At 39.5% G+C, this 20,770-nt stretch carries 20 protein-coding genes; 6 read left to right on the forward strand and 14 right to left on the reverse strand.

Annotation, left to right across the window (positions count from 1 at the left end; genetic code table 11):
- Window positions 1–66: 66 nt before the first annotated feature.
- From NC797_RS04765 to NC797_RS04780, 4 genes are all read right to left on the reverse strand, one after another.
- On the reverse strand, window positions 67–1,527 hold the full coding sequence (locus tag NC797_RS04765) for a sucrose-6-phosphate hydrolase (RefSeq protein ID WP_272435581.1): 1,461 nt from the start codon (window positions 1,525–1,527) through the stop codon (window positions 67–69).
- Window positions 1,528–1,546: 19 nt separating this feature from the next.
- Complete coding sequence (locus NC797_RS04770; protein ID WP_272435582.1) at window positions 1,547–2,488, reverse strand: aminoimidazole riboside kinase; 942 nt, start codon at window positions 2,486–2,488, stop codon at window positions 1,547–1,549.
- Between the two features lie 30 nt (window positions 2,489–2,518).
- Window positions 2,519–3,913, reverse strand: a complete 1,395-nt coding sequence (locus NC797_RS04775) for a sucrose-specific PTS transporter subunit IIBC (protein ID WP_272435583.1) — start codon at window positions 3,911–3,913, stop codon at window positions 2,519–2,521.
- A gap of 275 nt (window positions 3,914–4,188) precedes the next feature.
- Window positions 4,189–5,178 carry a LacI family DNA-binding transcriptional regulator gene (locus tag NC797_RS04780; protein ID WP_272435584.1) on the reverse strand — a complete coding sequence of 330 codons (990 nt, stop codon included), beginning with the start codon at window positions 5,176–5,178 and terminating at the stop codon, window positions 4,189–4,191.
- Window positions 5,179–5,372: 194 nt separating this feature from the next.
- On the opposite strand from NC797_RS04780, the gene NC797_RS04785 reads away from it, so the two are divergent.
- Together NC797_RS04785 and NC797_RS04790 are read left to right on the forward strand one after the other, a co-directional pair.
- Entirely contained in the window at window positions 5,373–6,020 is a 648-nt protein-coding gene (locus NC797_RS04785) for a glycoside hydrolase domain-containing protein (protein ID WP_272435585.1), read from the forward strand.
- Window positions 6,021–6,243: 223 nt separating this feature from the next.
- The gene (locus NC797_RS04790) at window positions 6,244–7,488 is read left to right on the forward strand and encodes an L-lactate MFS transporter (RefSeq protein WP_272435615.1); all 1,245 of its coding nucleotides are present in this window, start codon (window positions 6,244–6,246) and stop codon (window positions 7,486–7,488) included.
- Between the two features lie 76 nt (window positions 7,489–7,564).
- On the opposite strand, the gene thiE is transcribed toward NC797_RS04790, so the two are convergent.
- The 9 genes from thiE to NC797_RS04835 all read right to left on the reverse strand — a co-directional run bounded on the left by thiE (window position 7,565) and on the right by NC797_RS04835 (window position 15,219).
- Complete coding sequence (gene thiE, locus NC797_RS04795) at window positions 7,565–8,227, reverse strand: thiamine phosphate synthase (protein WP_272435586.1); 663 nt, start codon at window positions 8,225–8,227, stop codon at window positions 7,565–7,567.
- 11 nt (window positions 8,228–8,238) lie between these two features.
- The gene (thiD, locus tag NC797_RS04800; protein ID WP_272435587.1) at window positions 8,239–9,036 is read right to left on the reverse strand and encodes a bifunctional hydroxymethylpyrimidine kinase/phosphomethylpyrimidine kinase; all 798 of its coding nucleotides are present in this window, start codon (window positions 9,034–9,036) and stop codon (window positions 8,239–8,241) included.
- 15 nt (window positions 9,037–9,051) lie between these two features.
- Window positions 9,052–9,849, reverse strand: coding sequence for a hydroxyethylthiazole kinase (gene thiM, locus NC797_RS04805; RefSeq protein ID WP_272435588.1), 798 nt, complete (start codon window positions 9,847–9,849; stop codon window positions 9,052–9,054).
- Window positions 9,850–9,923: 74 nt separating this feature from the next.
- Complete coding sequence (locus NC797_RS04810) at window positions 9,924–10,298, reverse strand: sulfurtransferase (protein ID WP_272435589.1); 375 nt, start codon at window positions 10,296–10,298, stop codon at window positions 9,924–9,926.
- A 213-nt stretch (window positions 10,299–10,511) separates the two neighbouring features.
- Window positions 10,512–10,661 (reverse strand): hypothetical protein, encoded by a 150-nt coding sequence (locus NC797_RS04815; protein WP_272435590.1) that lies wholly within the window; start codon window positions 10,659–10,661, stop codon window positions 10,512–10,514.
- Window positions 10,662–10,903: 242 nt separating this feature from the next.
- Window positions 10,904–11,614: a cytochrome c biogenesis CcdA family protein gene (locus NC797_RS04820; RefSeq protein ID WP_272435591.1), complete on the reverse strand. Its 711-nt coding sequence runs from the start codon at window positions 11,612–11,614 to the stop codon at window positions 10,904–10,906.
- A 528-nt stretch (window positions 11,615–12,142) separates the two neighbouring features.
- Window positions 12,143–14,581: a heavy metal translocating P-type ATPase gene (locus NC797_RS04825; protein WP_272435592.1), complete on the reverse strand. Its 2,439-nt coding sequence runs from the start codon at window positions 14,579–14,581 to the stop codon at window positions 12,143–12,145.
- An 89-nt stretch (window positions 14,582–14,670) separates the two neighbouring features.
- Window positions 14,671–14,883, reverse strand: coding sequence for a copper chaperone CopZ (gene copZ / locus NC797_RS04830; protein WP_272435593.1), 213 nt, complete (start codon window positions 14,881–14,883; stop codon window positions 14,671–14,673).
- Window positions 14,884–14,919: 36 nt separating this feature from the next.
- Complete coding sequence (locus NC797_RS04835) at window positions 14,920–15,219, reverse strand: metal-sensitive transcriptional regulator (protein ID WP_272435594.1); 300 nt, start codon at window positions 15,217–15,219, stop codon at window positions 14,920–14,922.
- Window positions 15,220–15,494: 275 nt separating this feature from the next.
- Here NC797_RS04835 and NC797_RS04840 point away from each other — a divergent pair, with 275 nt between their 5' ends.
- The 3 genes from NC797_RS04840 to NC797_RS04850 all read left to right on the forward strand — a co-directional run bounded on the left by NC797_RS04840 (window position 15,495) and on the right by NC797_RS04850 (window position 18,836).
- Complete coding sequence (locus tag NC797_RS04840) at window positions 15,495–15,896, forward strand: ArsR/SmtB family transcription factor (protein WP_272435595.1); 402 nt, start codon at window positions 15,495–15,497, stop codon at window positions 15,894–15,896.
- Window positions 15,893–18,052, forward strand: coding sequence for a heavy metal translocating P-type ATPase (locus tag NC797_RS04845; RefSeq protein ID WP_272435596.1), 2,160 nt, complete (start codon window positions 15,893–15,895; stop codon window positions 18,050–18,052). Before NC797_RS04840 ends, NC797_RS04845 begins: the two co-directional genes overlap by 4 nt.
- 259 nt (window positions 18,053–18,311) lie before the next feature.
- Window positions 18,312–18,836, forward strand: coding sequence for a hypothetical protein (locus NC797_RS04850; protein ID WP_272435597.1), 525 nt, complete (start codon window positions 18,312–18,314; stop codon window positions 18,834–18,836).
- Between the two features lie 65 nt (window positions 18,837–18,901).
- Here the strand turns inward: NC797_RS04850 and NC797_RS04855 are convergent, their stop codons facing one another.
- A complete protein-coding gene (locus NC797_RS04855; RefSeq protein WP_272435598.1) occupies window positions 18,902–20,218 on the reverse strand; it encodes a UDP-glucose dehydrogenase family protein in 1,317 nt (438 codons plus the stop codon).
- Between the two features lie 197 nt (window positions 20,219–20,415).
- On the opposite strand from NC797_RS04855, the gene tnpA reads away from it, so the two are divergent.
- Window positions 20,416–20,770 (forward strand): IS200/IS605 family transposase (gene tnpA, locus NC797_RS04860; RefSeq protein ID WP_272435599.1); only part of this gene is annotated, 355 nt, incomplete at its 3' end.

Genomic DNA, 20,770 nt, shown 5'->3' on the forward strand with positions numbered 1-20,770 from the left:
ATATATTGAAATACCAAATTCCAAAGAAAAGCCACGACCTAGTTTAAACTGATCGCGGCTTTCTTTTTATCGTGTGGCTCTTTTGATACTCCACTTGTGCACATTTATCTTAGTCTCCGCTGATGCAAAAAATCGAATGGATCCGTCGGTCGGATTGTCAAAAATGCGTGACGAAAAAACTGCTTCCCCTTCATTTACGAATATTTCTATCGATGATACATCGCGAAATAGCTGGATTTTATTTATGTTTTTTAGATGACAGCGCCTTTCTTCTTGTTTTGACTGTTTAAATTGCTGTCTTTGAAACGTAAGCCGCTCCTTTGACGCATCAAAAACTATTTTGCTTTTCTCTCCTATTTCAATACAAAAGATGTCCGATTCATTGTCCACTACATCAATTAAAAGCTCTATAACTGTTCCATTTACTTGATCTAATTCTAAAGGTTCCGTTGTATTTAATAAGACGTCGGCGTAATACACTTCTTTTCCTCTAAGTGTTTTCAGTTCTTCTACTGGCAGTTGATATAGCTTCCCTTTCACTAATTCAAGCTCTCGAGGCAATGTCATAGCATGAATCCAGTTATGTGAAATGGTTGGATGATCAGCCTCATTCTCTTCGGGAATCCCCATCCAACCTACTAGCAGTCTTCTCCCTTTTGAATCCTCTGATGTTTGAGGAGCATAAAAATCAAAACCTCGATCCAACTCATGAAACCGTCCATGAGTATAAGAAGGTTGCTTTACGTCTAGTGCACCTACAAAATAGCCAGATTGATAGATATTGTTAAATTCATCCCCATTGGGGTCAAGTCCTTGTGGAGAAACGAGTAACACTTCTTTTCCATCGAGATAAAATAAGTCTGGGCATTCCCACATGTACCCAAATTTACCAAGACCATTTAAGTTTGCTCCAGCAATTCCACCCAAAAACGCCCATTTTTCTAAATCTGTAGATGAGAATAAAACAACTGTACCTTCCTTGTTCACTGTTTGGGCACCGACAATCATGTACCAATGATCCTGATACTTCCAAACTTTTGGGTCACGAAAGTGGGGGGTGTATCCTGCAGGAAGTGTAGCAATTGGCCCTTTTTTCTCAAAATAAACACCATCCGTTGAAACGGCCATACACTGATACGTCTCACGATTCCCATTCTCATCTCTTACATTCCCAGTGTAAAAGATGACGAGCTTACCATCCACTTCTATTGCGCTTCCAGAATAGCAACCGTCCTTGTCAAACCAATCGCTTGGTGCTAATGCAATAGGCTGTGCCTGCCAGTTTACTAGATCTTGAGAAGTAACATGGCCCCAAAACTTGGTTGTGTGTTCCGTTCCAAACGGATTCCATTGATAAAACAAGTGATAGGTTCCTTTGTAGTAAATAAACCCGTTTGGATCGTTTAGCAAACCTACTGGTGGCATAATATGATAATGCATACGAAATGGATCATTCGATACAACGTCTTCGTATTTTTCTATCGCTTTATATGCCTTTTCCTTTCGTAACACGTCACGCTGATTCATTCTTGATGCACTCCCATTGTTAGAGATACTTTTGGATGGTTTGTAAATTAGGAAGGGCTGACATCGCTCCCTTTACGGATGCAGCAAGGCCTCCAGAAACACTAGAAAATGCAGCCATTTGTGCTAGATGATCGACAGTCAATTCTCGTATGTCACCCTTATAATTGTTCAATTGATACAGCATACTAGACATAAAAGCATCACCTGCACCTGTTGTGTCAACAGCGTTAACTATCATCGCTGGGACGCGTTTTTTCCCGTCTTTCGTAACAACAATGCTTCCATCTGCTCCAAGGGTAACGAGAATGAGTGGAACATCGAACTGTTTCAACAACTCGATCCCATGATCAACACTGTCATTCCCAGTTATAAACGCTAATTCTTCCTCCGAAATCTTTAAAACATCTACTTCAGCGATCATCGACACGATCATTTCTTTTGCTTGATTTTCATTTCTCCATAATCCTAGTCTTAAATTGGGGTCATAGCTAACGAGCATTCCATTTTGTTTTGCTAGTTCAACGGCCTTATTCGTTGCACTTCTAACAGGTTCATTAATCATTGAAATCGAACCAAAGTGTAAGATCTTATGTGACCGAAATAGGGCCTCATCCAGTTCTTGTTCGGTTAAAAATTGATCTGCACTCGGATCAATGTAAAAATCAAAGCTCCGATCCCCAGTTTCATCAAGACTAACAAACACAACACCCGTTCGAACATCCTTTGAGAAAAGCATGGCTGCCGTATTTACACCATATTCTTTTAACGTGTCCCTTAAGAATCGGCCAAGGACATCCTCTCCCACTTTCCCTAGAAAGGTAGATGGAAGTCCCAATCTTGCAACACCTACAGCAACATTAGCTGGTGCGCCCCCAGGACTTTTTATATACACATCATTCGTTTCGTCCGTTGGGATAAAATCAATTAGTGCTTCCCCTAAACTTAAAACACCTTGTTGCATAATAGTAGCTCCTTTCATCTAAGTTTTAAGCTACATCTTTTTTTCTTTATCCGAATAACCAAATAACCATGTTAGCGTAAAGGCAACACCAATCGCAATCATGTTAACCAAAAGGTACGGCAAAATTTGTCCGTTCAAATACAATAGTGTCCCAGGTATAACTGTAATGGCCATCCCTGTCGCCTTAAGACCTAGCAACGAAGCAGTAAAACCACCAACTGCCCCACCAATTAATCCCATAAGAAAAGGTTTACCATAACGTAAGTTGACACCAAATATTGCTGGTTCTGTAATGCCTAAAAACGCCGATAAGGACGACGGCAATGCTAATGCTTTTAATTTCTTGGATTTCGTTTTCACCCCAACAGCTAAAGCAGCTCCACCCTGTGCAGCAATTGCCGCTGTAATAATCGCATTAAAAGGATTATTACCAAACTTATCAAGAAGCTGTATCTCTAATAGATTAAAAATTTGATGGACACCCGTAATAACAATAATTTGATGGAAAAATCCGATTAGTAAGCCACCTAACCCAAGTGGTAATCCTAAAACAAATAGTGTCCCTTGCAAGATGTATTCCTCTACTGACTTGAAGAGAGGGCCTATTATAAACAATGATAGGAAACTCATGACTAATAGTGTTAAGAATGGTGTAACAATCAAATCTAATGCTTCTGGTACACGCTTGCGAATTTGTCTTTCTAGCTTTGCACCTATAATCCCAGCAATAAACGCTGGTAGTACGGATCCTTGATAACCAACGACTGGAATAAACCCAAAGAAATTAATGGGTTCCACGTCACCAACAGCAGCGCCCCAAGCATTAGGAAGAGATGGACTCACGAGCATCAACCCAAGAACCAACCCAATAATAGGGGTTCCACCAAACACACGAAAGGCTGACCACGCTACCAAAGCAGGTAAGAATATGAATGCAGTATCCGTCAATATCTGGGTGAATAAAATAAAGTTATCTGAAATGTCCGCTAGTGTTAGGCCAAATAATGCTAGGATTTGCTCTTGCATCACAAGCCCACGTAGACCCATGAATAGACCTGTCGCAACTAGAACGGGAATAATTGGAACAAATACATCTCCAAGAGAACGAATTGACCTTTGAAGCAGATTCCCATTTTTTGCAGCTTCTTTAGATTGATCGGATTTTGACATTCCTTCAATCCCTAGCTTCTCTACTTCCTCATATATTCGATTGACGGTACCTGTACCAAGTATAACCTGATATTGACCAGAATTGTAAAATGCACCTTTTACCTTATCAATTTCCTCAATGGCAGGTTGATTAATGTTTTCTTTATCTTCCACCATTATTCTTAAGCGTGTTGCACAGTGTGCGATAGAAGAAATATTTTCCTTCCCACCAACTGCCTTTATAATCTCTTCAGCTATTCTACGGTTGTCAGACATGGTTTTTCCTCCCTTTCTTTTGATGTGGAATCGATTCCACATTGTACAAAAAATAATAGTATTATGTGCAAAGCAAAATTATGGAGTGGTTGACTAATTTGGAAGCTCATTATATTTATCCTTAAAAAGGTTATTTATACAGTGTGATTCATCCATCTTTCAAAATAAATTCACCAAATAAGAATCATAGCCAACACTCCAACTTTCCAACCTACAAAAATGTGGAATCGATTCCACCATAAAAATAATTAAACTGTAACCGATTCCACATAGAATCATACACTATCTCGAACAAGAAGTCTATAGTCTAACGTAATTTTTTTTGGTTCCTTTTTGTTCGTCTCGATTGACTCAATTAGTAGCTTTGCAGCAGCCTTACCTGCCGCTTCATTCTGATAATCAACCGTTGTTAATGGCGGATTGACATACTGAGAAATTTCGGATGCTCCAATTCCTGCAATTGCCATATCCTCAGGAATCTGATAACCTTTTTCTTTCAAATAATTAATCGCTCCGACAGCTAATCGATCGGTTACTGCAAAAATTGCAGTTGGAGTATGAGTGGATGTTTCAATTATCTTCTTCATTGCTTCATAACCTGATTCAATATCAAAAATCCCTTTTTGAATCCATGTATCTTCAACCGTAAGACCATGCTGCGTCATTTCGTCTATGTACCCTTTTTTCCTTAGATGACCTACAGCCACATCTGATTCATCTACCCCGATGAAGGAAATTGCCTCATGCCCTTTTTGGATGAAGAGAGAAACAACTGCTCGAGCAGCATGATAATCATCATACAAAACATTTGATACACTATCTACTTCTTGGCCGATCACAATTAGTGGTATATCCGTTTTATTGATTTGTTGAACAAGTCGCTCATTAACATTCGTTGCCGTCAGTATAATACCATCAACTTGTCGAACCTTTAACAATTTAATGAATTCTAGTTCTTTTTCTTGATCTAAGTTCGTATTTGCTAATAAAATCTGATAGCCTTTTTCCGATAGTATGTCATCAATCCCCGCCACTAATCTACTCGACGTTTCGGTACTAATCTTCGGTAAGATGACACCGATGACCTTTGTTTTCTTTGTACGAAGAGACTTTGCATGCTCACTAGGAACATAGCCTGTTTCTTCAATTACTTTCATAATACGTTGACGAACATCTTTACTAACATAGCCTGAATCATTTAATACTCGAGAAACGGTTGTACGTGAAACATTTGCCATGTCTGCAATTTCTTTAATTGTTGCCATTCATATTCCCCCAAACCGACTACTCTCTATCATACAACAATTCAAATCAAGATAAAATAGCTCTGCCTTACAGTCAAATAGTACCGACCTAAGAACATCCACATATACTACTATAAATGTTCGTGGGATCTGTCCCCCGCTTTTTTTTAATCACAGAGCACTATAGTACTAAGTATGGGAGAGGAGTTTTTTTATTGAGTTATGTTTGGGGTGTTGACTCAGCGGTTAATGTCACGGAGGATGTATATAATTGTGTGTTGAATAATTTCGGAAAGCCGATGTTTTGGGGGAGGTATTTAACAACTGTTCCAAATGCTTCAGAAGGACTTACACAAACAGAAATAAGGCTACTTCATAATAGTGGAACGAAAATTCTTCCCATTTATAATAAATTTACGAAATCTACCGGAAAGCGACAAGGAAGAGTAGTTGCTCAAAATGCAGTATTTCATGCAAAAAGACTTGGCATACCAAAAGGGACGTTTCTGTTTGCTAACGTGGAAAAGGAATTTGAAGTGGATGCTGCCTGGATTTTGGGCTATGTGGAAGCACTGTATCCAAGTGGATATAAACCAGGATTTTATAACGATCCAAAAACAGGCAACTTCCGAAGTGCCTATTGTAAAGCAGTTTCACAAAACAAATTAATTGCTGAACAAGCTGTGTTGTGGAGTGCCGAACCAGAACCAGGGGTAACCAAAAAAGCAAAGGCACCTACATTCCGTCCTTCCAAACCATCGTGTCAAGCAAACGTTTGGGCATGGCAATATGGCCGTGGTGCAACCCAATGCCCTGTAGATACGAACTTAATTGATCAAAGACTTCAGAATGAGCTATGGTAAAAGAAAGTAGGAAGCATTGAATCATGCTTCCTACTTTCTTTCGTTACCAATATTGCATCCAACGTTTTTTCTATATTTGAGAGAGTATAACATCATCTACTAAGATTACGGTGCTTTAAACCCTTCAACCGCTTTGTTTTCGATCCACGAAGTTAAATAAACGTATAAACCAATTCTAACAGGAAAATGATAATAGAGGAACGTAAAATAGAAAGGCGGGAAAATAGTGAAACAAAAAAATCGTTGGTTAATTGCTCTTAGTGCGATAGCCATTCATTTATCGATCGGTTCGGTCTATGCCTATAGTGTTTTCAAACAACCATTTTCGGATACGTACGGTTGGAGCAGTACCGATGTTGCATTTTCCTTTACAATAGCCATTTTCTTCCTCGGACTTTCTACAGCTATTTTTGGAAGGTTTGTTGAAAAGCGTGGCCCTCGTGTTTCTGCTTTTGTTGCAGCCCTTCTCTTTAGCGGGGGATTAATTGGTGCAGGATTCGCTTTAAGTATCGGCTCTTTATATGGATTTTATATTACGTATGGAGCGATCGGGGGGATTGGTCTTGGGATCGGTTATATTTCTCCAGTTTCTACACTTGTTAAATGGTTCCCTGATCGACGTGGGTTAGCTACAGGTATGGCTGTTTTTGGTTTTGGTGCGGGTGCCTTGATCGCAGGCCCACTTGCTGAAAGGCTAATGAATACTTTAGGAATCCCAGCAACCTTCTACATACTAGGAGTAAGTTACCTTGTTTTAATGTCACTTGGTGCTAGTTATATTGTCAGGCCTCCTGAAGGTTGGGTTCCTGAAAGTATGAAAGACGGAAAATCGGATGGACAGGCGAAAGTGAAACAGGATCTCTCTCAAATGACAGCGAGCGAAGCAGTGAAAACGGGACGCTTTTGGATGCTATGGTGGATGATGCTGATCAATATATCTGCAGGTATTATGTTGATCTCTGTGGCGTCTCCTATGGCACAAGAAAAAGTAGGAATGACTGCAATTGCTGCTGCAACGATGGTCGGGATCATGGGTCTTTTTAACGGTGGTGGAAGGATTGGATGGGCTACGGTCTCTGATTACATCGGAAGATCGAACGTTTATGTTATTTTCTTTGTTGTTCAGCTCGTGTTCTTTTTACTCCTTCCTTACATTACGAATGGTCTTCTATTTCAAATTGTCATCTTTACCATCCTAACCATTTACGGAGGAGGTTTCGCGTCCCTTCCAGCTTTTATTGGGGACTTATTTGGAACAAAGCAATTAGGAGCGATACATGGATATTTACTTACAGCATGGTCAACAGCTGGAATTCTTGGTCCGATGGTAGTTGCTTATATTCGTGAGACGACCGAAAGCTATAACGTAACTTTTTATATTTTTTCCTTTTTAATTGTGACTGCATTGATCGTTTCACTGATCATGCGTTCTGGTATTAAAAAACAACGACGACAACAAACGGAATAAGAATTAGACAGGTAATGAATCTTTTATATAATGGTATCTGAGTTCACAAAAAAATCGCAAGTGGATAAAATACCCGCTATACGACGTTTTTATCCACTTGTTTTTTAAGTTGTTCCGTAGCTTGCTTAACATTTTCAGCGGCTGCAATCGCTGAAATAACAGATACACCATTGCCGCCCGCTTGGATCACTTTATTCGCATTAGATGAGGTAATTCCACCGATACCAACGATCGGTGTGGTAATATTAAGTTCTCGAAAGTTCTGAATTAATTCTGTTCCCTGAACTTTTTCAGTATCCTCTTTGGATTGCGTTGGGTAGATTGGGCCAAGTCCTAAATAATCTGCACCGTCTGCAATTGCATGATGTGCTTCAGATAGTGTATGAGTTGATATCCCTAGAATTTTATTACCGATGCGTTCACGAACAGCGCGAGCACACTCATCCTCTTGTCCTACATGCACACCATCTGCATCTATCGTTAGCGCCAAATCCACATCATCATTGACAATAAAAGGGATACTCGCATCCTTACATATTTTTTGTAATTTTTCTGCCAGCTTCACTTTCTGTTTGCCTTCGAGTGCGCCTCTTCCTTTTTCTCGATATTGAAAAAGAGTGATTCCTCCTTCAATTGCTTGTTCGAGTACATAAACAGGATCTCGATCACAGTTTGTACTTCCCATAATGAAGTAAAGCGTGAGCAATTCCTCTATTCTTTTGCTATCAAACTCCGACATTTCCGATCACCTCAACCTCTCTCATTATATGCCCAGTGATTCGTTGGACCATGCCCCTTCCCAATTCCTAATTGCTTTTCAATAGCTGCCCGGATAAACTGTTTACCAGTCATGACAGCTTCTCTAATTTCTTTCCCTTTTGCTAATTCTGCCGAAATTGCTGCTGAGAAGGTACAGCCAGTACCGTGTGTATGGCGAGTTTCTATTCTAGGTGAAACCATCTTTTCAAATACCTCCCCATCGTAAAAGAGATCTACCACTTCTTGGCCGTTTCCATGACCTCCCTTTATAACAACAGTCTTAGCACCCATATTGTAGATAGACTTTGCCGCTTCTTTTCGTTCTTCAAGTGTATTAATATCCCGATTGGTCAACAGCTCTGCCTCAGGTATATTTGGAGTAATGACAGTGGCAAGCGGAATCAGCTTTTCTATTAACGCCCGAATCGCTTCATCTTGCAGCAGTTTAGCTCCACCTTTTGCGACCATAACAGGATCGACTACCACATTGTGCCAACCATAATGGTCGATTTTCTCGCTTACCGCATCGATGACTTCACTTGAAAAAAGCATTCCTGTCTTTAAAGCATCTGTTCCTAAATCGTCACCAATGGCGGCTATTTGTTCGGTAATGCCTGCAATAGGTATTGGGTAAACCCCTTGAACTCCCAATGTGTTTTGCGCGGTGACCGCGGTGACTACTGACATACCAAAAGCACCTAGCTCTTGAAACGTTTTTAAATCCGCTTGGATGCCAGCACCACCACCACTATCCGATCCAGCAATCGTTAATGCTTTGTATACTTTCATATTGTTTGCCCACCTTTATTCGATAATAACTTGCTCCGTTTTCGCCAGTACTTGATCCACTACACCCACTTTTGACAGTTGGTTTAAAAACTCAATTTGAAAACTACCAGGCCCTTTATCAGATGTAAGTTCTGCGGCTTTTTCAGCTGCAACTCCGTAAATTGCAACTGCTGTAGTAGCAGCTTTGAGACTGTCAGATTCAACCGCAGCAAATGCCCCAATCACAGATGATAGCAAACATCCTGCCCCAGTCACTTTTTTTAGTAGTGGATCCCCGTTGGAAACTAAGTTTGTTCCTTTTTTGTTTGAAATTACATCCACCGCACCTGTAATCACAACCGTACAGTCGAATAACGTTGCAGCTTTTTGAGCTAACTGTTTAGCATCTCCACCATCTGAAGTAGCATCCACACCTTTTATCGCCCAATTTTCATCTGCAATATTAGCGATCTCCGCTGCATTTCCTCTTAAGATCGCAATGCTTACCTCTGCTATTATTTTTTTAACCATTTTTGTTCGGAACTTCGTAGCACCTGCTCCAACGGGATCCAAGATGACAGGAATCGCTTTTTCATTGGCGGCTTTTCCTGCAATAATCATCGATTCAATTTCTTCTGTTGTTAATGTTCCGATATTCAGAACGAGTGCATCTGCTATACGAGCCATATCTGCCACTTCTTCTTTCGCATAAGCCATCACTGGTGAAGCTCCAATTGCTAGCAATCCATTTGCTGTAAAGTTGGTAACAACCACGTTTGTGATATTATGCACCAAAGGGTTCCGTTCTCGAACTCGTTTAATCATTTCAAACATGTTAACCTTCCTCTCTTCATCCTAAGCTACTATCGACCACAAGGTTTTCACATACCAGCAAATAAACTCTTTACCTAATGACTACAACCACATCTTTCCAAACTGAATTCCTTGCCAGTTTCAATCATATAATAGCCGATAACCTTGAAGCCCTTTTTACGTAAATACCTTACACTGAAATTTAACGATAGTAAATCTGGAACGATTACAATAACCTCTTGTGATTTAATCTTCTTATAATACCTGTTTAAATGCGCTTGAGGTAGGTTGATCGCATTACTTACGGGCATTCGATCTGCAACATTAAAATCTCTAATATCTAACAACGTGATGTCATCGTGGATCGTCTCCCTCTCAATATCCACACACTTCACTCGATAAACTGGGAAATATCGTTGGTACAATAAATATAAGAACGCGACTAATAAGCCACTTATTAAAAGGAACATTATGATTTCATACCTCTCCTACATGATCTATTTCAATACTTTTACTTTTCAAATGATACTACATAGGATACACCTAATAACATACCCCATCCAGTATTATAACATGATTTCTATAAACTGCAATTATCTTCTTTGCCTTTAAGTGCTTGTTCAAAAATAAAGCTCAAAATTCTTGTTGAATTCGTACAACAAGAATTTTGAGCTACAATTGGATTAAGCAGTCTCCTCAATCGTTTTCACTTTATATCCGCTTTCTTTAATAGCCTGTTTTAATATTTCAACATCTGTATTGGCAGGATCAAATATTACAAAAGCCTGATCCTTTGGTGGAACCTCTACTTTAAACTCTTTCACACCATCCACACTTCTAAGTGCCTCTTCAACGAGAGGCTTACATCCGTGTGCTCAGTGCATGCCAATCCCTTTCATAAAGACGCCTTTCATTCCTTCAGGTACGTCTGGATACACTTCTGGCGTTTGTTCTTTTTTATTGAAAATTTTTTCAAAAATGCTCACCCGATCATCCCCTTCCCCTGATCCGCTCTATTACTATCACTTCATTTTATTTTAACACAAGGCAATTATTCATAAAAACAAATGGCTTGTTAAAATCCAGTGAAACCATTAAAAAACCGAGTGGTTAGAAAAGCAATAATCTTTGTCATCCAATTCATATATAAGAAGATTCCCATAACAACCATCCCGAAACCGCCAATTTTAATCAATAAACGATTATATTTCTTAATCCAATTCATTTTGCCGATAAAAAAAGCCATAATGAAAAAAGGAATCGAAAAACCGAAAACGTATGAAATCATATAGGCCATGCCAGCCTCTGGATTTGATACGCCAAGTGCAATTACTCCTGCAAGAATTGGCCCAGTACAGGGTGTCCAACCAGCTGCAAACCCCATTCCTATGACACTTGAACCTACATACCCCGATGGTCTATTTCGAATTGTGAACGTTTTATTCATCATCAAGAATTTGGGCTGAAATACCCCCAATAAAACGAGGCCGAATATAAAGACAATAATACCACCAATTTGGCGAATCATGTCATTATAGCTTTGAAACAAGCTACCAACTAAAGAAGCAGAAAATCCTAAAGCAATAAAAATAACTGAAAATCCTAGGAGGAAAAAAGTTGTATGTAATATCGCTCGTTTTTGCAGCATACCGTTGTTTTCCTTTAATTCTTCCACTGATACCCCTGTAATGTAGGACAGGAATGCTGGATATAGTGGTAAACAGCATGGAGAAATAAAAGAAAGAAAGCCAGCTGCAAATGATAAAAATAAATTTATATCTGTCACCACTCCCCCTCCTTCCTTTGTTTTCAAGCCTTACTACACTGAAAAAATGTAACTTTCAAGATGCATGATGAAACCCAGCCTGTTCAAAGCTGGGCAAGCATTATTTTGTACAAGTGTACACGATAAATATGTGGAAAATATGAAGAATATAATATATTTTAAGAAGTTGTTCAAAAAGTCACCAAATGATAAGCGGCGCATCTCTTCGTTGGCTTGTTTTTCCGTTACTCACGTATTAAAAGCATATCCTTAGAAAAAGAAGAACACTTTTTCTTCGTGCGAGGTAATGCTTTCGAAGCAACAAGCTTTCGCTCCGTTACTCAAAACAGCGCCGCCTCGACCTGCTTGCGACGCACAGGACGTGCTAGTGTCGACGTTGCCACAGGACGTGGCGACATTAGTCGACCTTCTAATTTGACGACTTTTTGAACACGCACTTTATCTGAAAACTAAAATGAACAACCTCTAAATAATTATTGAGGTTACACCCTTATAAGAGTAACCTCAATAATTTCCCTACAGTTATATTTACGCTGCTACTTCTCGGACAGGTTTCCATCTCCGTAAAAATAACGTATTGGTTACAACGGATACGGAGCTAAATGCCATTGCGGCACCTGCAAGTACAGGATTGAGTAACCCAATAGCCGCAACAGGGATGAGAACTGTGTTATATGCAAATGCCCAGAATAGGTTTTGTCTGATTTTCCGCATCGTAGTCTTGGAAAGACGAATCGTATCGACAATTCCCATTAAGTCACCACGCATTAAGGTTACATCTGCAGCTTCAATTGCAACATCCGTACCTGTTCCAATTGCAATGCCAATATCGGCTGCAGCGAGAGCTGGCGCATCATTAATACCGTCACCGACCATTGCGACAACTTTGCCTTCCTGTTTCAATTTTTCAACCTCAGCCGATTTATCTTCAGGAAGTACTTCCGCTAGGACACGATCAACACCAACTTGCTTGGCAATCGCCTCTGCTGTTCGTTGGTTGTCACCAGTAATCATGGCAACTTCAATTCCCATTTCTTTTAGTTTCGCAATTGCTTCTGCTGATGTTTCTTTTACCGTATCAGCAACAGCTATAACCCCAGCAAGTTCTCCTTCGACTGCTATTAGCATTGCTGTTTTACCTTGACCTTCCAATTCTTCCATCTGTTTGACCAAGGATTCAAAAGCAATGTTTTGTCTTTGCATTAATTTTGTGTTTCCGATATAAACTTTCTTTTCATCCACTTTTACTTCAATTCCGTGTCCTGGAATTGCATTGAATTCTGTAGCATCACTTAAAGTAAGTCCTTTGTCTTTTGCATCATTTACAATCGCTTCACCAAGTGGATGTTCAGATCCTCTTTCCGCTGAACCAGCCAATCGAAGTAATTCATCTTGTTTGAAATTATTTATTGTGATTAGATCGGTTACTTCTGGTTCACCTTTCGTGATTGTACCTGTTTTGTCTAGAACAATCGTTGTTACTCGGTGTGCACTTTCTAAGTGTTCTGCACCTTTAATGAGAACTCCAGTCTCTGCCCCTTTTCCGGTGCCGACCATTACTGCAGTAGGTGTAGCTAAACCAAGTGCACAAGGACATGCAATAACTAGAACTGCTACAGCACTAATAAGGGCTGGAGTGAACCCAACGATGAAATAAGTGAGTAAAAATGTCAGCAAGGCTATACCGATAACAATCGGCACAAAAACACCTGAAATTTTATCTGCCAATTTCTGAATCGGTGCCTTTGACCCTTGTGCATCCTCAACTAGTTTAATAATTTGAGCTAGTGCAGTATCTTTACCTACTTTTGTTGCTTTAAATTTAAATGACCCATGCTTATTAACGGAAGCTCCTACAACGGAATCACCTGGCTTTTTAGTAATCGGCAAACTTTCGCCAGTAAGCATTGATTCATCAATCGTACTACTACCTTCAATTATCTCACCATCGACAGGAATCTTTTCTCCTGCTCGAACAAAAATGACATCATCGACAACAACATCTTCAATCGGAAGATCTTTTTCTTCCCCATCACGGATCACGCGAGCCGTTTTTGCCTGTAATCCCATTAATGTTTTAATGGCCTCTGATGTTTGACCTTTCGCCCGTACCTCTAATAGCTTACCAAGAATAATCAAAGTGATAACGAGGGCTGCTGCTTCGTAATAAAGTCCTGCATCTGACCCAGTTATTGTAACAACTAGACTGTAAAAGTAAGCAGCCGATGTCCCTAAAGCAACTAGGGTCGCCATATTGGCACTTCCACCCCGAAGTGCATTATAGGCATCTCGATAGAAGTGGCCACCGACATAAAATTGTACAGGTGTTGCTAATAGAAATTGAATCCATGGGTTTATTTCATATTGAAATCCTACATTAAATCCATATTCCACACCTAAATCGGAGATCATTTGTGGTAGGAACCATATCGAAAACAAGACCCCAAGCAAGAATTTATTTCGTTGTTTTTTGTATTCTTTCTCACGTGCTTCTTTTTCCGCCTCAGCATTGGCATCACCAGCTACTGTTGCACTATAGCCAGCCTTTTTCACTGCAGCAATTAGTTGATCTATATCGGTTTTTCCTGGAATATATTCAACATTTGCTTTTTCACTTGCCAAATTGACATTTGCATTGACAACACCATCCACTTTTCCAAGTCCCTTTTCGATCCGTGTTGCACACGCAGCACATGTCATACCAGTTACCGCCAGTGTTGTCTTTTGTTCACGAACACCGTAGCCAGTCTTTTTTACCTTTTCCATCAGTTGTTCAACTGAAGTCTCTGAAGGATTATAGGAGACACTAGCTTTCTCCGTTGTAAGATTGACATTCGCCTTACTTACTCCGTTTACCTTCGAAAGATTTTTCTCGATTCGATTGGCGCATGCAGCACATGTCATTCCAGTTATGCCCAATGTAACCTGCTCATCTATAGAATCAAGGGCTTTTGCTGTTTCGCTCATTGTTAAAACCCCCTTAATGATTTTCTGATTTTTTTAAAACGTGAGGGGCAGAGCCGGTAGAGAAGACACCTACCAGCTCCTATATGTCTTTATGCAACATCATATCCAGCTTCCTCTATTGCTTCTTTTACTTTGTCTATTTGTACTTCAGACTCGTTATAGGAAACAGTTACTTTGTTGCTTGAAAGGTCGACATTCACTGTTTCAATACCTTTTAACTCGTTTACAGAGCTTTCAATTGCACTGACACAGTGACCACAAGACATACCCTTAACATCCAGTGTTTTCGTTGCTACTGCCATTATTATCACCTCCTTCAAAGTACGTATACAAAATTGTTATTTCGTAAATGTGCGGAAAACCTCCATTAATTCTTCAATATGACTTTCACCATCATCATCTTGACTCTTAACAGCTCTTGCCACACAGCCTCTTGTATGATCTTCAATAAGCTCAAGTCCGATTTTGTTTGTTGCTGCTTTAATGGCCGCTAGTTGATACAAAACCTCCACACAATAACGGTCTTCTTCTATCATTTTGTGAACTCCCCGAACTTGACCTTCCATTCTTCTTAGTCTTTTCAAAAGTTTATCTTTATGGTCGTGATATTTATACGTCTCCTTCGTTACTTCCTTCATACAATACCCCCCTTTAGTATTATTAAAACATATTCATTTCTTTAATGCAATTACTTTTCCCTATTTTTTTTAATATTATTTTGCGTATCGTGTCACAAATACATCATCTAATAATCATTTCATTTATCTTCAAAAGGGAACAAACTATTCATTCAAATGTTTGTTTTATCATTGACAAATGATATTTGTTTTGATTTACTATCATTATAATCAAATTAAAATTTGATTGTTTTTGGTAATTCAATCTACTATTTACTTAAATGAGGAGGGGTTTTTTGAGTGCGAATAAAGCTGAAGTTGAACCAGTGGTTGTAAAAAAGGGTGATGACACATGTGAAGTCTTCATTTATGATCCAGAAAAAGTGGAACGACGTCAGCAGGAACTAGCTCAGACGAAAGATCTATCGCAATTATTTAAAGTTTTTGCCGATGATACACGTTTAAAAATTTTATACGCACTAACACAAGAAGATGAACTATGTGTCTGTGATGTAGCGACCATTATCGGTGCATCCAATGCCACTGCATCCCATCATCTACGAATGCTCCGAAATTTAGGGATTGCTCAATACCAGAAAAAAGGCAAGATGGTGTTTTACAGCTTGGTAAGTGACCATGTTCATCACCTTATGCAAGAAGCATTACAATTGAAGGGAAAAGGAATGAATATAATATGAGTGTTGCTGAAAAGGAACTTAAAAACAAGCAGAAAAGTCAGGTTGTACGACTTACAGGCCTAACCTGAGCGGACTGCTCTGCTCAGTTCGAGCAGGTCGTAAAAAAGGAACCTGGTGTCACAAATGCCAAGGTCAATTTTGCTGCTTCTAAGATTACAATTGAAGGATCGCAGCTAAGTAAAGAGAAAATTGAAGAATTAGGTGCTTTTGAAGATATAAAGGTCGCGGATGATAAAGAAGACAATGAAAAGGAAGTAGGTTTTTGGGATAAAAACCGAACGAAAATTATCATGGGGATCTCATTAGCATTTATCCTAATCGGTTTAGCGGCTGATTACTTGTTTGGTGCACCAGCCCCATTAGCAATCAGCTTATTGGTTATCGCGACACTATTAAGTGCCTGGGGGAACTTTAAAAAAGGGATCGCTAATTTATTGAAACTGCGGTTTACGATGAATACGTTAATGACAGTAGCCATTTTTGGCGCTTTTTCGATTGGTTATTGGGAAGAAGGTGCTGTCGTCGCCTTTTTGTTCGGAGTAAGTGAATGGTTAGAAGCCTATTCGTCGGATAAAGCAAGACAATCGATCCGTCAGTTGATGGATATTGCTCCGAAAACGGCAACCATTATTAGAGATAGTCAAGAAAAGGTTTTACCTGTTGAAGAAATTGAGATAGATGACATTATGGTTGTTAAGCCTGGCGAAAAAATTGCGATGGATGGAGACGTAATAAAAGGAAGCTCATCTGTTAACCAAGCTGCCATTACTGGAGAATCGATACCAGCTGAAAAAGAAATAGGAGATCCTGTATTTGCTGGGTCTTTAAACCAAGCAGGATCCATTGAAGTAAAAGTAACAAAGCTAGTAGAAGACACAACCATCGCTAAAATTATTACGATGGTAGAAGATGCCCAAGAACAACGTGCACCCTCTCAAGCATTTGTTGAAAAATTTGCAAAGTATTATACGCCAACGGTCATGGCTGTTGCTGTGATTCTTGCCTTGGTACCACCGTTAGTATTTGGTGCAGCATGGGAACAATGGATTTATAATGCCCTTGCGCTCTTAATCCTTGCTTGTCCTTGTGCCCTGGTCATCTCTACACCAGTATCTATTGTTTCAGCGATCAGTAATGCTGCTCGTAATGGTGTCCTGATTAAAGGTGGCTTACATCTAGAAAATGCAGGAGCTTTAAATGCAATCGCTTTTGACAAGACAGGTACACTGACACGCGGGGAACCAGCAGTGACAAATGTCATTCCATTAAAAGGGCAAAGCGTGGAGGAAGTGCTTGCTTTATCTGCTGGAATCGAAAAATTTTCCGAGCATCCATTGGCAGAAGCAATTGTCAAAGACGCACAAAAGAAAGGCGTAGAGTTAGAGAACGCAGAAAATTTCCAAGCAATCATGGGTAAAGGGGCTCAAGCTACTGTAAACGGTGAAACGTACCTTATTGGGAGTCCACGATTCTTTGAAGACATGGGAATATCACTCGGAGATGTAAACAAGCAAATTCTCACCCTACAACAAGAAGGTAAAACAGCAATGATTCTAGGGAAAGATAGCGAAATGTTTGCCATCATTGCCGTTGCCGACGAAATCAGAGAAACAAGTAAAGAGGCACTAAAACAGTTGAAACAAGCAGGCATTGAAAGAACCATCATGCTAACAGGTGATAATGAAGCAACTGCCAAAGCAATAGCCTCACAAGTAGGGATTGATGAATATCGAGCAGAACTGTTACCTGAGGATAAAGTTGCAGCAGTTAAGGAGTTACGCACTACCTATGATCGAATAGGTATGATTGGTGACGGTGTAAATGACGCACCAGCCCTTGCAACAGCAACAACTGGGATCGCGATGGGTGGAGCTGGAACAGATACCGCACTAGAAACAGCGGATATTGCTTTAATGGCAGATGATCTTTCCAAACTTCCTTTCACAATACGATTAAGTCGATCTGCCCTCGTTACGGTCAAACAAAATATCACATTCTCATTGGGCATTAAAGCTGTCGCTACTCTTCTCGTATTCCCAGGTTTATTGACACTATGGCTTGCGATTTTAGCCGATGTCGGTGCAACGCTAATCGTTACTGCAAATGGGATGCGATTGCTCAAAATCAAGCCAGATACCACTAAAATGAAAAAATAACGAAGTAGCTGAATGAATGAAAGTAAGGCAGTTCCCATGAACGATCACAGTTTAAGTGAAGCAGCCCTGGTACTTACCAGAGCTGCTTTTTTAATAAATTTCATGGCCTGCTACTTACGAGAATACGATTTTGTTCTGACAACTCCCACGGCTAAAGCAGTGGGCTTTTTCGTTCGGAAAATCTGTAACTCAAAGAATATTTTAGATCATTACAATCATATAGTGAAATATATTGGACAAGTCAGAGAGGAGTACTAGATTGGGAGCACCTATATATTTTATCTTTCTGACAGTACTTATCCTTTCCATCGTTGTGATTGCAAAAATTGTTTACTACAGAAAAGTAATCCCTTGCATGACTGGTATGATGATTGCAATGACAATGGGGATGAGTGTTGGTTTAATTGTCGGAATCACGGTTGGAATTTTACTTTCAGGTAATATATTTCTATCATCCATGTTCGGAATGACAGTCGGAATGTTCATTGGTTTTCTATCTGGGGTACCTGTTAGTTTAATGGCCGTACTGGATGGAACGCTTTCTGGCATCATGGCTGGGATGATGGGAGCGATGATTGGAGAAATGGTCGCATTAGAATATCAGGATACGTTAATCAAAATATTTTTCATTGTATTCTTTGCAACGATGTTAATTCTCCTGCGATTGATTCAAATAGACATTGAAAAAAAACAAACACATTTTCTCAACAATCCACTCATATTGGTAGTACTTTTTGGATTCATATTTTTAGTTTTCGATCAGTTGGGTCCTATTTTCAGGTGAATCCACCCCACTTAACCACTTTAAAATGTTTTAGGTGGGGCATCTTTTTTAAAGCTACCGCTGCATTATGTTTTTCTATACACAGTTGGACGTCCTATTGAATGGTATTCGATATGCGCCTTTTTTATTTGATCGAGGTCAAAACAATTTCTTCCGTCAAAAACAACTGGATCTTTCATTAATTGGTTAAATATATGGATGTCTAACCGTTTAAACTCATCCCATTCCGTTAAAATAAATACGATGTCAGCACCAGTAATTGCAGTCTCTATCGAATCCGCATACTGGACATTATTCAAAAAAATTTTTTTTGCAGTTTCCATTGTCGCTGGGTCATAGACAACAACGTCTACCCCTTCTTTTAAGAGTTCATTTACAATCGGGATGGATGCTGCCTCACGCATGTCATCGGTATTTGGTTTAAATGCTAGCCCTAACAAGGCAATTCGCTTGTCTGCCAGTGTTTGAAACCGATCAATTGCCTTTCTGATTAATAATTTCTGTTGGTTATGGTTGATTGTTATGACCGACTTTAACAGCTGGAACTCGTGCTTCATGTTGCCAGATAATTGCACTAATGCCCTTGTATCCTTTGGAAAGCAAGAACCTCCATATCCAATACCAGCCTGCAAAAATGCGTTCCCAATCCTTTGGTCAAGACCCATTCCATATGCGACATCATCTACATTTGCACCAATTTTCTCACAAAGATTTGCAATTTCATTGATAAAACTAATTTTCGTGGCTAAAAAAGCATTCGAGGCGTACTTAATCATTTCGGCATTTCGCAAATCGGTTTTGACTATTGGAATGTCAAATGGTTTATTTACTGATTCAATTACAGTTGCGGCCCATTCATTATTTGAACCTATTACGATACGATCACCATGAAAAGTATCATGAATGGCTGAACCTTCTCGTAAAAACTCTGGATTGGCGACAACCTCAATCGATGCACTACTAACGATGTTCGTGTCGATTAATTGTTTGATGTATTCATTCGTTCCTACTGGGACTGTCGATTTAGTCACCACAATCATATCCTGCAAAATAATATGAGCGAGGTCAATCGCCACTTTTTCAATATCCGTTAAATCAACAGTTCCATCGTTTTTCTGTGGCGTTCCTACCGCGATATATACGATCTCTGCATTAGAACAACCACTAGAAAGATCGTCAGCAAAAGCTAACCGGCCATTTGCTACATTTTTTTTCATTAATTCATCTAAACCTGGTTCAAAAAATGGTGCAATACCTGACTGTAATGTATGCACTTTTTCCTTATTATTATCTATACATGTTACATGATGTCCAATCTCAGCCAGACTCACTCCTGTAACTAGTCCAACATAACCAACCCCGACAACGGCAATATTCAACATGGATCCTCTCCCTAGAACAAGTTCTTTTTTTAACGTACTTCCGAAAGAAGTCTCCCTCTTCAAGCGTGTGAAGGGCTTAGCCCAACGGTAAGGGGGAGATAAATTTCGTTTGGGCGACAGCCCAAACGCTTTTTCTTTTGTCTTTTTTTCTCAATGCGGTATAATCAGTATTATAAAGTATAAGGATTGATATAACAATGAAATTAGACAGTAATAATCATTCAGTATTCTTGATGTATTACCACCTTGTGTTAGTTGTGAAATATCGAAGAAAAGTAATAGATGATACTATTTCAGACTATGCCAGAGATAAATTTGTGTCTTTGAGTGAAAAATATAATATTTCATTGGTGGAATGGAACCACGATAATGACTATGTTCATATTTTGTTCAAAGCACAACCCAACAGTGAATTATCGAAATTCATCAATGCCTATAAAAGTGCCAGTTCAAGACTTATCAAGAAGGATTTCCCTCATGTTCGTAAAAGGCTATGGAAAGAAATGTTTTGGTCAAGAAGTTTTTGTTTGTTGACGACTGGTGGTTCGCCTA

Source organism: Terrihalobacillus insolitus (assembly GCF_028416575.1).
GTDB lineage: Bacteria > Bacillota > Bacilli > Bacillales > Amphibacillaceae > Terrihalobacillus > Terrihalobacillus insolitus.

Coding starts and splice junctions, on each gene's coding strand:
- NC797_RS04825 (WP_272435592.1), bottom strand. CDS start 14,581: ATGAGCGAAACAGCAAAAGCCCTTGATTCTATAGATGAGCAGGTTACA.
- NC797_RS04770 (WP_272435582.1), bottom strand. CDS start 2,488: ATGCAACAAGGTGTTTTAAGTTTAGGGGAAGCACTAATTGATTTTATC.
- NC797_RS04765 (WP_272435581.1), bottom strand. CDS start 1,527: ATGAATCAGCGTGACGTGTTACGAAAGGAAAAGGCATATAAAGCGATA.
- NC797_RS04810 (WP_272435589.1), bottom strand. CDS start 10,298: ATGTTCCTTTTAATAAGTGGCTTATTAGTCGCGTTCTTATATTTATTG.
- thiE (WP_272435586.1), bottom strand. CDS start 8,227: ATGTCGGAGTTTGATAGCAAAAGAATAGAGGAATTGCTCACGCTTTAC.
- thiD (WP_272435587.1), bottom strand. CDS start 9,036: ATGAAAGTATACAAAGCATTAACGATTGCTGGATCGGATAGTGGTGGT.
- NC797_RS04855 (WP_272435598.1), bottom strand. CDS start 20,218: ATGTTGAATATTGCCGTTGTCGGGGTTGGTTATGTTGGACTAGTTACA.
- NC797_RS04835 (WP_272435594.1), bottom strand. CDS start 15,219: ATGAAGGAAGTAACGAAGGAGACGTATAAATATCACGACCATAAAGAT.
- copZ (WP_272435593.1), bottom strand. CDS start 14,883: ATGGCAGTAGCAACGAAAACACTGGATGTTAAGGGTATGTCTTGTGGT.
- NC797_RS04780 (WP_272435584.1), bottom strand. CDS start 5,178: ATGGCAACAATTAAAGAAATTGCAGACATGGCAAATGTTTCACGTACA.
- NC797_RS04775 (WP_272435583.1), bottom strand. CDS start 3,913: ATGTCTGACAACCGTAGAATAGCTGAAGAGATTATAAAGGCAGTTGGT.
- thiM (WP_272435588.1), bottom strand. CDS start 9,849: ATGTTTGAAATGATTAAACGAGTTCGAGAACGGAACCCTTTGGTGCAT.